We start from the raw sequence: 17483 nt of genomic DNA on the forward strand, positions 1-17483 counted from the left end.
CGTTCTCCGCCTCTCTGTCGAATGTGCTGGTATATGTTCCTATTAAGATGTTGCTTTGTACCGTAATCCAAACGAATTTATTTAAACAATTCTAACGGATTCAGAACTTAAAATATCTTAAAATGAAAAAAATCATCCTTATTACCGTATTACTTTTTGCTGTTTTATCTGTAAAATCGCAAACTTTTACCGGAACGAATAGCATAAAGGGAAAAATTTCTGGTACCGTAATCGATTCGATAACTAAGGCACCGATAGATTATGCTTCGGTAAGCCTTTACAAAATCAACTCTACTAAACCCATAACGGGCGTTTTGACCGATGCTACCGGAAATTTCAAATTGAATGAAATTCAAGCTGGGACCTATACCGTTACCATTTCGTTTATTGGTTACAATGACAAAACTATTAAATCAGTAATCACAACCGATGCAAAGTTGGATCTTGAAATTGGGAAAGTAATTCTAAGTCCTGAAACAAATACGTTGAAAGAAGTTGTTGTTGTCGGAAAAACGCAACAAGTGACGAACAAGATTGACAAAATTGTTTACAACGTAGAAAAAGACTTGACGGCAAGCGGCGGTAATGCCACGGATGTATTGCAGAAAGTTCCTATGGTCAATGTAGATATTGACGGAAAAGTATCCATTCGTGGGGATGGAAATGTGTGTGTGCTTATCAATGGAAAACCATCGGGGGCAACTTCCGCCAACCTTTCGGATGTATTAAAAACAATACCTGCTGACCAAATCAAAAACATTGAAGTGGTTACTTCACCATCTGCAAAATATGATGCCGAGGGATCTGCCGGAATAATAAACATTATCACTAAACAAAAGAATGTTTCCGGAGTAAGTGGGTCTGTAAGTGGTGGTATTGGCACGAGACAAAATAACTTTAATGCCAACATTAATTATAATAAAAACCGTTTCAGCCTTTCGGCAAATGTTGGATTCAACAACGGCTGGCCACAAGAGTCCGCTTCCGAATCGAATCAAATTTTAAACAACAGTACTACCAACAGTTTGCACACGAGTAAAGGTACTAACGAAGTAAAACGTAGTGGTGTCGTAGCATCTGTAACAGCTGGATATGACTTTAATACTTTCAACAGTTTAAGTACAACTTTCCGATATAACGACGGAGGATTTGAGCGAACAGGTACGAGTGAAAATACCTTTACGGATTATCTGAATAACGCAAACAGCAGCATTTATACTGGACAAAGCAGTGCAAAAAATTCTTTTGGAGGATTTGACTGGAACCTTAACTATAGCCATAAATTTGCAAAAGAGGGACACGAACTTACATTTTCATCGCAATGGAGCCATAGTTTAGTTAATACAGATTATCAAAATATGTATTCCAGTTTTTATACCAATCAAAAAGCAAATAATGACGGAACAAATAATGAATACACACTTCAATTGGATTATACCTTGCCGGTAACCGAAAAATTTAAACTGGAAGCCGGAGGTAAAACAATCATCAGAAAGATTTCAAGTGATTTCCAAAATTATGTTCCTGATGCACAAAATGCATTTGTTTTTGACCCTATCAGTTCTAATTTATACAATTACGACCAGGATGTTGCGTCCCTTTATACAGTAGGAACGCTAACTTTACCCAAAGGTTTTACCGTAATGGCAGGTGCTCGTTTTGAAAACACAGCCATCAAAGGTGATCCTACAAATGCCTTACAAACTAATTTAAGTCCATTCAAAATTGACTACGGGACATTTATTCCAAGTTTCACACTACAGAAAGCATTGTCAGCTTCGTCTTCTTTAAAATTGACGTATAGCAAACGTATTTCAAGACCTAGCTTTACGTACCTCAACCCATTTATTAATAAATCAAATATTCAAGCACAAACACAAGGAAATCCAACCCTTGATCCTGAAGTATCACAAACCGTAGAATTTGGGTACTCCACATTTTCACAAAAACGCAGCTTGAATATTTCGGCGTATTATAAATATACATCAGACCTGATTGAAGGTATTGCAACACCTTTATCAGGAGAGACAGGAACAATCACCAATTATCAAAACATTGGAAACAATAAATCTTTTGGAATGAGTTTTTTCGGTTCCGTAAATCCGTTTAAGGTATTAACCTTACGTGGAAACTTTAATGCCTTCACTTACAAACCAGACCCAACCGGGGTATACAATTTGGAACAATCCACTAATGGCACTTCCATACAATATTCTGCGTTTGTAAGTGGGACACTTCAATTAAAAAACGACATTTCAGCTGAAGCTTTTGTAATCCAAAATTCTTCTAAGAAAACGCTACAAGGCACCAGTCCCGCTTTTAATTTAATGGTATTTGGAGTCAAAAAACAATTTTGGAACAAAACGGCATCATTGGGAATTAACATGGTATCGCCATTTAAAAAGGATTTGGAATTCAAACAAAATTCAAGTGGACAGGGATTCAGTCAAACCAGTACCTTTAAATTTCCAATCCGTTCCTTTGGAATTACATTCAGCTATAATTTTGGTTCAATGAATTTCACTGGAGCCAAAAAGAAAGGGGTTACTAATGATGACCTTAAAGAAGGAGATCAAAACAATCAGGGAGGCGTTCCAATGAAATAATACAATAAGAAGTGGATCTAACACCCGAAAAGGTTTCAAGATAGTAGCTTGGAACCTTTTTTTATAGGCAAGATTTTATTAGAATTAAAAAAACATCTAAAAGAAAACTTCAATTTAGGGCATTAATTGCTCTGTGCGAAGCCGTTCCAAAAAATAAAGGAGCTTTTTTGTCATTTTTTATTTTTTAAATTTCGATATTTACCTTTTAAAATAAATAAATTGATGATACGTAGAAGATTTATTGGTTCTGCAGCTTTATTTGGAGTTGCGGGTATTATGGGCTTTGCAATGCGTCCAAAGAAAAAACCCTTGTTGCACCATGTATTTTTTTGGTTGAAGAACCCTCAATCAGAAGCTGATAAACAGCAATTGATTTCCGGTTTGAAAACCTTAGCGGCAATTCCAACTATTCGCCAAATTCATGTGGGCGTTTTAGCTTCAACGGAAAAACGTGAGGTAGTGGATACTTCTTGGAGTGTTTCAGAACTCATGTTTTTTGATGATGAAGCCGGACAAAAAGTATATCAGGATCATCCGATTCATCAGGCGTTTATAAAAAATCATTCTCATTTATGGGAAAAAGTGGTTGTTTATGATGCTATAGATGTGTAACTGTTAAAGAAATTGGGGCGCTGTCAATCTATGTAAAATTACTGATAAAAAAGTTTCAAGAAATAAATCTTGAAAAGACTATTTATTGCCCAAATTTTAGTTTTTGAATCCAATAAACGTTTTTATCAGATTGACGATAAAAGATTTTTTTGTAGGATAACAAAATTATTTAAAAAAAATTACTCCAAGGGATTAAACCTTTTAATTCTTTTTTTGTCAAACGTTTCTATAATTATAGATTTGTCGCGATATTTCTTTTATCAGCCCACTATTTTTATTAACAATTAACATAAAATCAATTAATACTTTTTTTTTGAAAAACCTGTTTAAGTATGTCAAAAAAACAAACTCTTAGTACAACAATGCGTATTGTTCATCGTTATTTAGGCTTTTTCCTTGCTGGAATTATGGCTGTTTATGCCTTAAGTGGAATTATATTAATTTTTAGAGATTCTGGTTTTCTGAAAGAAGAAAAACAAGTAGTTAAAACGGTTAAGCCCAATGCCAGTGGAGAGGATTTAGGACGAATGTTAGAAATTCGTGGTTTTAAAGCGGATCGTGAAGAAGGCGATGTTGTTTATTTTAAGGATGGAACATACAACAAAAAAACTGGAGTAGCTGATTATAAAACAAAAGAACTTCCTGCTGCTATCGAAAAAATGACTCAACTGCATAAAGCAAGGTCTGGAGATCCTTTATTCTTTTTAAATGTCTTTTTTGGTTTATCGCTTTTATTTTTTGTTATATCTTCTTTCTGGATGTTCATGCCCAAAACATCAATATTCAAAAAAGGATTATACTTCACTGCTGCCGGTGTTGTGTTAACGTTGATTTTGTTGTTGGTATAAATTAATGAATAAAGCAGAAAGGTGTCGCTTGAGACCTTTCTGCTTTGATTATAAAAATAATGGTTACAGTTTAAAGCCGTTAGTTACACTTAAACATCCATTTTTTTAAGAAAACAAAACCCTTACTATGCGTAAAAGTTTTGTATAATTTTAATGGTTATTTCAACTCTAATATAAGAGCCTCATAAGGTCTTAGAGTAGCTTTTTTTGATAGTGTCGCATAATTATCAATCAAAATTTTTGCGTTTTTTAAGTTAATTCCTGTATTTGCAATAGCATTTTTGGTAGAAAAATTTAATAACACCAACACTTTTTTACCATCTAATTCTCTAGTGTACGCATACACATTAGGATTATTTTTGTCTAAAAGAGTGTATTTTCCATATACTAAAACAGGATTCGATTTGCGAAGTTTGGTCATTCTCCTAAAGTAATTCAAGACTGAATTTGGATCTTTTTCTTGATCCGCTGCGTTCAAAATAGTATGATTATCATTTACTTTTAACCAAGGTTCCGCTGTTGAAAAGCCTCCATTTTTAGAGCTATCCCATTGAAAAGGAGTTCTTCCGTTGTCTCTTGCTCCGCCTGTTTTTTGATCTTCGATGAATTGTTTTAAATCACCACCGGCAATTTTTACTTTTTCATATTCTGCAATCGTTTCAATATCTCTATAATCTTCAATTTTATTGAATTTGGCATTTACCATTCCTATTTCATCTCCATTATAATAATAAGGCGTTCCTTTCATCGAAAGTAAAAATGTGGTCAACATTTTTGATGAAACAGCTCTAAATTCCGGTGCGTCATTTCCCCAACGAGAAGTCATTCTAGGTTGATCGTGATTTCCTAAATAAATGGTTCCCCAACCTTTTTGGTCATAAACAGCATCCCAGTCAGAATAGATTTTTTTGAAATCAACTAAACTCCAATTTGGATTCATCTTTTTGAAATAACCAGGAATATATCCTAAGTTGGTGCCTTCAAAATGATAGCCCATATCCAGTTCTTTCCTATCAGCATCCACAAAATCGTGAGCTGATTTAAGCGTCATTCCAGCACCTTCTGCTAATGCCATTACATCATATTTACTCAAAACTTCTTTATTCATTTCTTTTAAATAATCGTGCAAATGAGGTCCGCTGGCCATAAAAACATCCCAACGTCCTTGGTAGTTTTTATCTAAATCGGCTTGAGTAATCACCGGAAAAGTCGTGTCTTTTGCGATAAATGGAATCACGTCCATACGGAATCCATCAATCCCTTTTTGAAACCACCAATTCATCATACTATAAATTTCCTGACGCAATTTTGGGTTTTCCCAATTCAAATCCGGTTGCTTATAGCTGAAGTAATGTAAATAATAAGAATCCGTTTGTTTATCATATCTCCAACCACTTCCATCGGCCTCAAAAGCACCCGGACGGAAAGCTGGTTTTCCTTTTTCGGCTGGCCACCAATGGTAATAATCTCGGTATGGATTGTCTCGGGATTTTCTGCTTTCCTGAAACCATTTATGCTCATCTGAACTGTGATTCACAACTAAATCCATTACTAATTTTAAACCTCTTTCATGCATTCCTTTCAACAATGCATCAAAATCTTCCATGGTTCCAAATTCTTTCATTATAGATTGATAATCAGAAATATCATATCCATTATCTGCATTTGGTGAACCGTAAATTGGATTCAACCAAACTACATCTATTCCTAAACTTTTGATATAATCTAATTTTTGAATAATCCCTTTCAAATCGCCTACTCCATCTCCATCAGTGTCTTTGAAGCTTCTTGGATAAATTTGATATACAACGGCTTCCTTCCACCATTTGCGGTCAATTGTCGGTTTTTTCTCTTGCGCTACAGATGGGTTTGTTGATACTAATCCAAAGCAAAACAATGCAATGGCCATTCCCCTTGATAATACTACTTTCATTTTAAATTTTTTAGTTAGTGGTTTTTTGGACGAAATCGATTTATTAAACACGTTGGAACATTGTCTTATATTTCAAAAATTTCGATATAGTAAAAGTAGATTCTTTCCTCGCTTAAAATTTTGAAGGTAGAAAAAAAGTAAATTATATTTTTTATAATTAATTGAAAATCAATGTTTTAAAATTAATTTATCTTCGAAAAAAGTGGTAGATTTATAAAATAAGAATGCAACAAAAACTGCTTTTCAACAGGTAATCGCGAGGTAAACAGTTTTAGTTTTTACCGGATGAACCAATTAAAAGGACTTTGGATTCAAATTCTTCCCTGGGTCCTACCGATTTGTTTTTTATTTGTGACCGATAATTGTAAATCGTCGATACCGAATACCTTAAAAATTCTGCAATTTTTGTACTGTCTTTAATACCCAAACGAATTAGTGCAAAGATTCTTAACTCCGTGTTTAAAAGCTCCCCTTGTTTCAAATGAAGCAGCTCTTTGTCTGCTACCAATTTCGAAAACTCATCAATAAAACTCGGGAATAATTGTAAAAAGGTTTGGTCAAAATTGGTATAAAATTCTTTTAATTCCTTCTCAATAGGAGTATTTGACTTCACTGCTTTTACGAGTTCATTCATTTTTCCTGCAGTAGCCATTACATTCAATTTTCGTCTGTATTCCTCCTGTTTTGCAATGTAATCGGAGCATTGGTCCATGTAGCGGCCAATATAAATTTCTTTCAACAAACTCGCTTCAGCAAGTGTTGCATTGGTTTGATTCAACCTTTCATTGATTTCATTTAATTCTTTGTTCAATACCGACAGTTTTGTATTGGCTAAACTTATTTCTTTTTGGGCATTCGCTAATTTTTTCATTTGTTTAAAAAGCAGAATCAAAACGACTAATAAGAACAAGGATAAGATACTGGCACAAATTAAAAAAATGATTAGCTGCGTTCTGTTGGTTTCATTTTTATTTTCATATGCCTCATTGATAATGGGCAACATTTTTGATATTTCGTAAGTTCTCAATTTCGCATTACAAAAAAGAGCATCTTCTAATGATCTTTTGATGTATTTATAAGCACGGTCAATATCGCCTTGTTCATAAAGGATGAAAGCCAATTTACGCAATGAGATATTTTCTTTTTTTACCAATTGTAAATCGGATATTGCAGAGACAATCAACCACTTTTCTTCCTGTTCTTTGTCTTTTTTCAATCGATACCCTTCCGAAATAATATAGGCGATAACGGCTCTATCCAGATCTTGTTTTGCGGTTTTTGAAAAGAATACACGCAGCAATGCTATCGCTTGATCCGCATGCCCATGTTCCAATAATTGGTCTGATTTGGCAATACCAAATTCTATAGATTTTGGCGAAAAATAGAGCATTGCCGAATCTCTGTATTTTTTTGTCAACGCACCATATTCCTTTTTTTCTTGACTGGAAGTGCCATAATCATTCAAATAACCATAGATAATCCGATTCGTCCAATAATAGTTTCCCTTTAGATTTGGCGTCAAATTGATGTTTATTGTTTCCAATATATCAAGGGATTCCTTATACATTCCTAAAGTTCCCATTATGGAAGCAACGTTTAATTTTGCTTCGTTTACTTTGTCTGGATTTTTTAATTTCTGGGAAATTAATAAACTCTTTCTAGCGTAAATTAATGCTGAATCCGACTGGTATGCTTTATATTGAACATATAATTTGCCATAAATATCGAATTTTTGCAGGTCTGTAGCGGTATAGTTTAAAAGCCCTTTAAGTTTATTTATATCGGCCTCTTTTCGATTTAAATACACCCCATATTCATTGACGGTATTATCTAATTCTTTTAATAATGAATCGTTTTTAACTTGACCCAAAAGAAAAATGGGCACTATCAATGCAATAAGTAAAGCTGAAAATTTATTCATTTTTGGTTGATTAGAAGGATGTAAAAATAACTAAAAAACCAGTTTAACGGAATACTGGTTTTCAAATACTCCTTTTTGTTACCACTTTTTGTAATACTAGATTTTTTGTTTGTAGCATCCTCTAAAACAGTACTTTTATTTTACACAAAGTATCCTTAAAATGTTTATTTTTAGTTAGTTCTAAAAGTATTTAAAAAAAATATTTTTATTTCATTGTGTTGATGTGACGCATTATTTATTATATTTGAAATCGTTTTCGTGAATCGAATAGAAATAAGGCGGGCAATTGACACCGATTTTTTTCGTCAAAAAGAGGAGAACATGTTATTAAACCAATATAATTAAGCTATTTACATACCAAATACAACAACCAAAACATGAAAAAAAGAATAGTAATACCTGCGTTAATTTTACTTGTTGGAACGCAAACTTATGCCCAAAAAAAATGGACGGAAACTCCTAAAGACTCTTACACTATTGTTCAAAATAAAGGAGGCCAAACATTAGGATATTCACCCAAATCAGGAGTTAAAATCATACAAGTAGACGGTTTAGCTTTTAAAGATTTGAACAAAAACGGGAAGTTAGATATTTATGAAGATTGGAGAAAACCGGTAGCGGAACGTGCCAAAGATCTTGCCACCAAAATGACAGTGGAGCAAATGGCCGGATTAATGTTATATAGCAGACATCAGTCTGTTCCAGCCCAGGAAGCAGGAATGTTTACCGGAACGTATAATGAAAAACCATTTTCTAAAAGTGGCGCAAAACCTTCGGATTTATCCGATCAACAAATTGCATTTTTAACAAATGACAATTTACGCCATGTGCTAATGACTTCGGTTCAAAGCCCGATAATTGCGGCACAATGGAATAACAACATACAAGCATTAGTGGAAGGGATTGGAATGGGAATTCCATCCAATAACAGTTCTGACCCAAGAAATGGAGCCAATAAAGATTCTGAATACAATGCAGGATCAGGCGGTTCCATATCACAATGGCCTGAAGAATTAGGATTGGCTGCTACTTTTGACCCGACTATTACAGAGAAATTTGGATCTATTGCTGCCAAGGAATACAGAGCCTTAGGAATTACTACAGCCTTATCTCCACAAATTGATTTAGCGACAGAACCAAGATGGAATCGTTTTGTAGGTACTTTTGGCGAAGACCCAAAATTAGCCACAGACATGGCAAGAGCCTATGTAGATGGATTTCAAACCTCACCTAAATCAATTGATGTTTATGATGGATGGGGAAATCAAAGTGTCAACGCAATGGTAAAACATTGGCCAAGTGGAGGTCCGGAAGAAGGAGGTCGTGATGGACATTTTGCTTATGGAAAATTTGCCGTGTATCCAGGAAATAACTTTGAAACCCATTTAAAAACCTTTTTAGAAGGCGCTTTTAAATTGAAAGGAAAAACTAAAAAAGCATCGGCAGTGATGCCGTATTATACGATTTCGTATGGTCAGGATAAAAAATACGGTGAGAATGTTGGAAACGGATTTAGTAAATACATTATTACTGATTTATTAAGAAATAAGTACGGTTATGATGGAGTAGTTTGCACGGATTGGTTGATTACTGCCAATGAAGGACCTACACCTGATGTTTTTGCAGGTAAATCTTGGGGTGTTGAAAAATTAACTATTGCCGAAAGACATTATAAAGTTATGATGGCCGGGGTAGATCAATTTGGCGGAAATAATGACATCAAGCCCGTGCTTGAAGCGTACCAAATGGGTCTTAAAGAACACGGAGAAACGTTTATGCGCAAGCGTTTTGAGCAATCAGCGGTTCGTTTGCTTTTGAATATTTTTAGAGTGGGATTATTTGAAAATTCTTATTTAGATGCTAATGAGACCAAAGCAATTGTAGGTCAACCTGAATTTATGAAAGCCGGTTATGACACCCAATTGAAATCTATTGTGATGATTAAAAATCAAAATAAGACTTTGCCAATCGCAAAAGGAAAGACGGTATATATCCCGAAAAGAGTTACGCCTGCAGGAATCAACTTTTTTGGACAACCCTCTCCTGAAAAAATTGAATATCCGATTAATTTAGAATTGATTAAAAAATATTATACTGTAACGGATGATCCTGCTAAAGCTGATTTTGCCATCGTATTTATCAAAAGTCCAATAAGCGGTGGATACAGCAGAGCCGATAGAGAAGCCGGAGGAAATGGATATGTTCCTATCAATTTGCAATTAAAAGATTATACGGCTGTAGATGCCAGAGCGCAAAGTATTGCTGCAGGAGATCCTGTGATTGACCCAACGATTACAAACCGTTCGTATTTGAATAAAACGTCTAAATCAAATTCGTATCCGGATTTAAATACGATTCTGGAAACTAAAAAAGCGATGAATGGGAAACCGGTACTGGTATCTGTCAATATTTCTAACCCAATGGTTTTTGGTGAATTTGAAAAAGAAGTTGATGCAATAGTAGGTGAATTTGGTGTACAAGTAGAGGCTTTAATGGATATTATTTCTGGAAAAACAGAGCCTTCCGGATTGTTGCCTTTACAAATGCCATTGAATATGTCAACCGTTGAAAAACAAATGGAAGATGTTCCTCACGACATGACACCTTATGTAGATGCTAACGGGAATATGTATGATTTTGGTTTTGGATTAAACTGGAAAGGGGTAATCAAAGATGCTAGAACTGAAAAATACAGCATTAAGAAATAATTAATTAAATCGTATATAAAAAAGACCATCATTGCTGATGGTCTTTTTGTTTTTAATAAATAGATTAGTTTTTATTTCACATATAACTGTCGGATAATTTCTGAGATCAGTCCAGTCCATCCTGTTTGGTGATTGGCACCTAACCCTTTACCGGTATCCCCGTCAAAGTATTCAAAAAACAAGTGATTTTTGTTGAAAACAGGGTCGTTTTGAAACTTCTCGTATTCACCATACATTGGAATTTTCTTATTGTCATCCGGAATAAATAGAGACAATAATCGCTTAGAAACTCCTTCAGCTGCTTGTTTTATATTCATCATTTGCCCTGAGTTTGTAGGGAATTCAACTTCATAGTCGTTTCCGTAATAACTCGAGAATTTTTCTAAAGAGTCTAAAATCAAATAATTCATTGGAAACCAAATAGGGCCTCTCCAATTTGAATTTCCGCCAAACATATCTCCCGTAGCCTCGGCTGGCGTATAATCGACTTGTACCGTTCCTCCTTCATAAGTAAATTTATAAGGATGTTCTTTATGATATTTGGACAACGAACGAATTCCGAAATCGGATAAAAACTCTGTTTCATCAAACATTCGCTTCATAATCATTTTCATTCGATGACCACGAAGGATGGAAAGCAAACGGGTTTCGCCTTTTCCGGGATGATACCAACTGGAGATTAAACTGGCTAAATCAGGACGGTTATTCAATACCCATTCGACACGACGTTTAAAATCGGGTAATTTTTCTAACAAATCTGCATTTAAAACTTCGACCGCAAATAAAGGAATTAACCCCACCATGGAACGTACTTTTAAAAGCTCGGCATCGCCATTTTCTTTGTGAAGCATGTCGTAATAAAACTGGTCATCTTCATCCCAAAGATTTAATTTATCACCCCCAATGGATTGCATGGCGCCTGCAATGTGTAAAAAGTGTTCAAAGAATTTAGAAGCCATATCCTGATAAACAGGATTTTCAAGAGAGATTTCACAAGCTATACGCAACATATTTAAACTGTACATCGCCATCCAACCTGTTCCATCAGCTTGCTCTAAATGCCCGCCGGTTGGCAAGGCTGCTGAACGGTCAAAAACTCCAATATTATCCATTCCAAGGAATCCACCCCCAAAAATATTATTTCCTCCTTCATCTTTCAAATTCACCCACCAAGTGAAATTTAAGAGCAGTTTATGGAAAATGCGTTCCAAGAAAACAATGTCTCCTTTTCCGCCATTCATTTCCTTGTCAATTTCATAAACTTTCCAAGTTGCCCAAGCATGTACTGGCGGATTTACATCTGAAAATGACCATTCGTAGGCCGGAATTTGACCATTTGGATGCATATAATATTCCCTCAAAATCACTGACAATTGTCTTTTTGCAAAATCAGGGTCAAGACGAGCTAAAGGCAATGTATGAAATGCTAAATCCCATGCGGCAAACCAAGGATATTCCCATTTATCTGGCATCGATAGGATATTGGAAGTATACAAATGTTTCCAAGAACTGTTTCGTCCATTCTTCCTATTCAAATCCGGTTTTGGCATGGATGGATCTCCTTTTATCCATTCAAAAACATTATAATAATACCATTGTTTTGTCCAAAGCATTCCAGCATACGCTTGACGTTGCACAGATCTTAATTTTTCTTCTTCAATTCCTTTTTGAAGACCGGCGTAAAATTCATCGGCTTCATCGAGTCGTTTTTGAAAAATAGTATCAAAATCGGCAAAAGCATCACTCGGAGTCTGATTCGTAAATCGCATGCGATAGACCTTTTTCCCATTCGCAGGAATTACATCGTCATATTTTACCGAAGCTTTAGTACCAATATGATTTGGATTTACAGCCTCTTTGCGTTTATTGACAATATAGTCATTTATACCATCTTTAGTGTATTGCGTCGGATTGGGAGAATTATATAACCTCTCAAAATTTGTTTCATTATCGCAGAATAAAACTTCCTTTGCCTTTTCAGCGTATAATTTAAAATGCCCTACTAAACGATGACTTACTTCAATAATAGAGTTGCCTATACCTGTTAATATTGGTTTATGACTATATTTTTCATACCCCCAACACCACGTATTCCTAAACCAAAGCGTTGGCAAAACCGTCATGGGAGCAGCAACATTTGATCTATTTTCTACCGTAACTTTAATTAATATATCCTGTTCATCGGCTTTTGCATATTCAATAGAAATATCAAAATAGGCATCTTTATCAAAAATCCCTGTGTCCAGTAATTCATATTCCGGTTGAAGACGGGTTCGTTTTTTACTTTCGTTAACCAGTTTTTCATAAGGAAAAGCAGCTTGAGGATACTTGTAAAGCATCTTTTGGTACGAATGGGTAGGCGTAGCATCTTGATAGAAATACAATTCTTTAACATCTTCACCATGATTTGATTCATTTCCGGTCAAACCAAAAAACCGTTCTTTTAAAATATGGTCTTTATGGTTCCAAAAAGCGAAAGCAAAACAAATATGTTGCTTATTGTCAGAAATTCCGCCAATACCTTCTTCTCCCCAACGATACGCTTTTGAACGTGCCATATCATGGGTAATATTATTCCAGGCATCACCGTTTTGTGAATAATCTTCCCTAACCGTTCCCCATTGTCTTTCTGTTAAATAAGGTCCCCACTTTTTCCAGCCTTTATTATCGTGCCTTAATTTTAACCGCGCTCGTTCTGCATCTATTTCTGACATACCACTTTAATTAATTGAATTTGCAATTCGCAATTTATATAAATACGGTTTAAAAACAACTAATTATTCTGCAAAAATCCCATGATGCAACTATTAATAAACTATTTTTTAATCGTTTTAATTTAATTTATGTTGGGTATTCGCATAAAAAAGAATTTTACTCGTTTTAGCCTAAAATAAATCTGCTTTACAATCTAACTAATTATCATTAAAATCAAAACAACTCAAATTCTAAATCTGAATCCGTGAATTATGTAAAAAATATAGCCTTTAGACGTTATTATAATTGACAAGCCGCACACAAAATACTTTATATTTGCATTGAAAACTAAACACCGTTTATTTATGAAAAAGCCAGCTCTCGCATTACTTATACTTCCCTTATTATTTTTTGTGTCCAGTTGTAATCGCGGTAAAGCCGCTGATACAGTAAACGGAGAAGAAAAAACAGTAACAAAACAGCCTGATACCTTAGTCAAAAAAATAGCTCTTACCATTGACACTCTTGATTATAATAAAAGAATGTTGGCCTTGAGCAATAATGATACTACAGGGAAATGGCCGGTAAAAACACCTTATCCTTTGCCAGGAGCACTTTTGCCATACCATAGAATCATTGCCTATTATGGAAATTTATATTCCAAAAGAATGGGAATTTTAGGAGAACTTCCCAGAAACGAAATGATTAAAAAATTACAAGGTGAAGTAGCCAAATGGCAGGCGGTAGATCCTTCCGTAAAAACAATTCCTGCTTTGCATTATATTGCAATCACTGCCCAAGGCGCACCTGGAAAAGACAACAAACACAGAATGCGTATGCCGTTTAAACAAATTGATACCATTTTGAGTTGGGCTAAGCCTATAGATGCCTTGGTATTTCTAGACATCCAAGTAGGTCATAGTAATGTGAAAGACGAAGTGACAACATTAGAAAAATACCTTTCAATGCCCAATGTCCATTTAGGAATTGACCCTGAATTTTCGATGAAGGGTGGGCATCGTCCCGGCTCAAAAATAGGCACTTTCGATGCTGATGATATCAATGATGCTATTGATATTTTGGCAAATATAGTCCGTAAAAACAAGCTGACTCCAAAAATACTCGTAGTACACCGTTTTACACAAGGGATGGTAACTAACTATAAGAATATAAAAAAAGTGCCTGAAGTACAGATTGTAATGGATATGGATGGTTTTGGCGACAGAATCTTGAAAAGATCTACTTATCTAAGTTATATTTATAGAGAACCTGTTCAATTTACTGGTTTTAAATTGTTTTATAAAAATGACATTAAAAAAAATTGGGTAATGTACACTCCAGAAGAGCTGATGAAATTTACTCCTAAACCTATCTACATTCAATACCAATAATTCGCTTTTCAATTATGAAAAATATCTTATTTTTAGTTTCTATAGGTTTATTTCTATTAGCTGGTTGTAACTCTAAACCAACTAAAATAGAAAAAGAGACAACTGAGCTGAATGCGCCTGTTCAAAAAGTTGCTCCCAAGAAAGAAATGGCTGACTTGGCAACCATTCTTTCCAAAAAAGAAGTACCTATATTATGTTATCATAATATTAAGGAGCTTAGCGCCAATGCCGGTGAAATGACAAAAACCTATACCGTATCTCCTGCTAATTTTGCACAACAAATGAAAGCATTGTCAGACGAAGGATATCACAGCATTTTACCCAATCAATTGTATGAATATTTAGTTCATGATGCTCCGTTACCAGCAAATCCAATCATGATCACATTTGATGATACACGTGGAGAACAATACAGTTTAGGCGCTACCGAAATGAAAAAATATGGTTTCAAAGGAGTATTCTTTGTAATGACCGTTTCCATTAATCGTCCTAACTATTTGACAAAAGAGCAAATTAAAAGTTTATCTGACAGCGGGAATACAGTTGCAGCACATACTTGGGATCACCACATGGTGACTAAATACGTAGGAGAAGACTGGGAGACTCAATTGGCAAAACCCAAAAAGAAACTGGAAGACATCATTGGTAAACCGGTGACTTATTTTGCTTATCCTTTTGGTTTGTGGAACAAAGCGGCTATTCCCGAAATAAAAAAGAGCGGATACCAAATGGCATTTATCTTGTCTACCAAAAGAGATTCAATTGATCCGCTATACACCATCAGACGTATTATTGTGGCAGGTCAATGGTCGACTCCAAGTGTAATGAAAGCTATAAAATCTTCTTTTAATAAATAATCAAAAACGGTTATTCACACAAAATAAACCCTAATCCCAGTTATTAAATCTACTTAATAACTGGGATTTTTCTTTTGATTCGAATTAAAAACTACCATTCAATTTACAGTCTAAAATTGACTACTCTTTTTCGCAAATAGAAACTACTCTTTTCTATTTTTATTTTCACGCCCTTCTTTTTACAAACTATATATTTATTTTTTTAAATAATAAATCCTCAAGTGCCATATTTTACGGGGTTTATCAATCAAAAAATATTTATTCTACTGCGAAATCAAAAAAAACAACATTGTAAAACAAAATAATTGTCAAAAAACAATTGCCAAAAAAAGAATGCTATAAAAATTATTAAATAGTCACGTAATCCTTATTTACATAAAAATTAAATTGGTATTTTAGCTTTAAAGATGCATTTTTTATAATAAAATGTAGAAAAGTTTAATTTTTTAACAATATGTGATATGATGAAATTGATGCCTAATTTAAACCCAAATGGTTGGGACGAAATGTTTTCTAATGAAGGAGTTCGGGAATCTTACCGTCAAGTTTTACAAACATTGCAAAGCTTAAATCACGAAAAACTAAACGATAAGCATAGACAGGCTTCTGATTTTTTTATGAATCAAGGAATTACTTTTACCGTTTATAGTGACGACAATCAAGGCATTGAAAGGATTTTTCCTTTTGATATCATTCCAAGAATCATTACCCAACAAGACTGGAACGAGGTAGAATCCGGAATAAAACAAAGGCTAAAAGCACTCAATTTATTCTTGGAAGACATCTATAACGAACAACTCATTATAAAAGAAGGAATCATTCCAGCTTCATTAATAGCCTCTTGTCCGCACTATATCCAAGAAGTTCATGGTATTAAAGTACCTCACAACATTCATGTTCACATTGCAGGAATAGATTTAATTCGGGGAGCAAAAGGAGAGTTTTATGTACTGGAAGACAATCTGCGTTGCCCAAGTGGCGTGAGTTACATGCTTGAAAACAGAGAAATAACCAAACGTATTTTTCCTGAAATGCTCACCTCTAATCATGTGAGTATGGTCAGTAATTATCCGATGATTTTTCATAATATTTTGGTTTCGCTGTCTCCAAGAAATATTTCCAACCCAAACGTAGTCTTATTAACACCCGGAGTTTACAACTCGGCGTATTATGAGCATACTTTTTTAGCCAGACAAATGGGAATTCCTTTGGTCGAAGGAAGAGATTTAGTGGTAAACAATAATAAAGTTTATATGAAAACCACTTCAGGGCTTCATCAGGTTGATGTTATTTACAGACGCTTGGATGACGAATATCTTGACCCTTTGGTTTTCAAACCAGACAGTACGCTGGGCGTTCCAGGACTTATTAGCGCTTACAAACAAGGAAATGTAGCTTTGGTAAATGCGGTAGGAAACGGTGTCGCCGATGATAAAGCGGTATATGCGTATGTCCCAGACATGATAAAATATTACATGAACGAAGAGCCGATCCTAAAAAATGTGCCAACGTACCGAATGGAAAATCTAGATGAAAGAGAAATGGTTTTTGCTAATATGGAAAACATGGTCATCAAGGAAACCAATCAGAGTGGTGGCTATGGAATGATTATGGGAAATAAGGCTACCCAAGAGGAATTAGATAACGCAAAAATTGCCATTGTTGGTAATCCACGTAATTTCATTGCACAACCCATCATTCAACTCAGCACCGTTCCTTGCCTTATCGACGGAGAACTAAAACTGCGCCATGTCGATTTAAGGCCCTATGCTTTGTGTGGACCCAATGGCGTAAAAATAGTTCCTGGTGGACTAACAAGAGTCGCGCTTACCGAAGGCTCTTTAGTTGTTAATTCTTCGCAAGGCGGAGGAAGTAAAGATACTTGGATAGTAAAATAAATTAAAGGTCTAATA

At 34.9% G+C, this 17483-nt stretch carries 10 protein-coding genes; 7 read left to right on the forward strand and 3 right to left on the reverse strand.

Annotation, left to right across the window (positions count from 1 at the left end):
- Positions 1-122: 122 nt before the first annotated feature.
- The 3 genes from ACM55H_RS01055 (at position 123) to ACM55H_RS01065 (ending at position 4066) form a co-directional block, all read left to right on the forward strand.
- Complete coding sequence (locus ACM55H_RS01055) at positions 123-2606, forward strand: TonB-dependent receptor (protein ID WP_416834739.1); 2484 nt, start codon at positions 123-125, stop codon at positions 2604-2606.
- Positions 2607-2828: 222 nt separating this feature from the next.
- Complete coding sequence (locus ACM55H_RS01060) at positions 2829-3218, forward strand: Dabb family protein (RefSeq protein WP_416834740.1); 390 nt, start codon at positions 2829-2831, stop codon at positions 3216-3218.
- A 332-nt stretch (positions 3219-3550) separates the two neighbouring features.
- Positions 3551-4066: a hypothetical protein gene (locus ACM55H_RS01065; protein WP_416834741.1), complete on the forward strand. Its 516-nt coding sequence runs from the start codon at positions 3551-3553 to the stop codon at positions 4064-4066.
- 157 nt (positions 4067-4223) lie between these two features.
- Here ACM55H_RS01065 and ACM55H_RS01070 read toward each other — a convergent pair whose 3' ends face one another.
- Together ACM55H_RS01070 and ACM55H_RS01075 are read right to left on the reverse strand one after the other, a co-directional pair.
- Positions 4224-5999, reverse strand: coding sequence for a glycoside hydrolase family 13 protein (locus ACM55H_RS01070; protein ID WP_416834742.1), 1776 nt, complete (start codon positions 5997-5999; stop codon positions 4224-4226).
- A 271-nt stretch (positions 6000-6270) separates the two neighbouring features.
- On the reverse strand, positions 6271-7920 hold the full coding sequence (locus ACM55H_RS01075; RefSeq protein WP_416834743.1) for a DUF6377 domain-containing protein: 1650 nt from the start codon (positions 7918-7920) through the stop codon (positions 6271-6273).
- A 377-nt stretch (positions 7921-8297) separates the two neighbouring features.
- Here ACM55H_RS01075 and ACM55H_RS01080 point away from each other — a divergent pair, with 377 nt between their 5' ends.
- Complete coding sequence (locus ACM55H_RS01080) at positions 8298-10628, forward strand: glycoside hydrolase family 3 protein (RefSeq protein ID WP_416834744.1); 2331 nt, start codon at positions 8298-8300, stop codon at positions 10626-10628.
- A gap of 71 nt (positions 10629-10699) precedes the next feature.
- On the opposite strand, the gene ACM55H_RS01085 is transcribed toward ACM55H_RS01080, so the two are convergent.
- Positions 10700-13342, reverse strand: a complete 2643-nt coding sequence (locus ACM55H_RS01085) for an MGH1-like glycoside hydrolase domain-containing protein (protein WP_416834745.1) — start codon at positions 13340-13342, stop codon at positions 10700-10702.
- 345 nt (positions 13343-13687) lie between these two features.
- On the opposite strand from ACM55H_RS01085, the gene ACM55H_RS01090 reads away from it, so the two are divergent.
- The 3 genes from ACM55H_RS01090 to ACM55H_RS01100 all read left to right on the forward strand — a co-directional run bounded on the left by ACM55H_RS01090 (position 13688) and on the right by ACM55H_RS01100 (position 17468).
- Entirely contained in the window at positions 13688-14713 is a 1026-nt protein-coding gene (locus tag ACM55H_RS01090) for a hypothetical protein (protein ID WP_416834746.1), read from the forward strand.
- Positions 14714-14727: 14 nt separating this feature from the next.
- Positions 14728-15570: a polysaccharide deacetylase family protein gene (locus ACM55H_RS01095; protein WP_416834747.1), complete on the forward strand. Its 843-nt coding sequence runs from the start codon at positions 14728-14730 to the stop codon at positions 15568-15570.
- 461 nt (positions 15571-16031) lie between these two features.
- Positions 16032-17468: a circularly permuted type 2 ATP-grasp protein gene (locus ACM55H_RS01100; RefSeq protein WP_416834748.1), complete on the forward strand. Its 1437-nt coding sequence runs from the start codon at positions 16032-16034 to the stop codon at positions 17466-17468.
- The last annotated feature ends 15 nt before the right edge of the window (positions 17469-17483 follow it).

Source organism: Flavobacterium cryoconiti, assembly GCF_048158645.1.
In the GTDB taxonomy this organism is placed as follows: Bacteria; Bacteroidota; Bacteroidia; order Flavobacteriales; family Flavobacteriaceae; genus Flavobacterium; species Flavobacterium cryoconiti.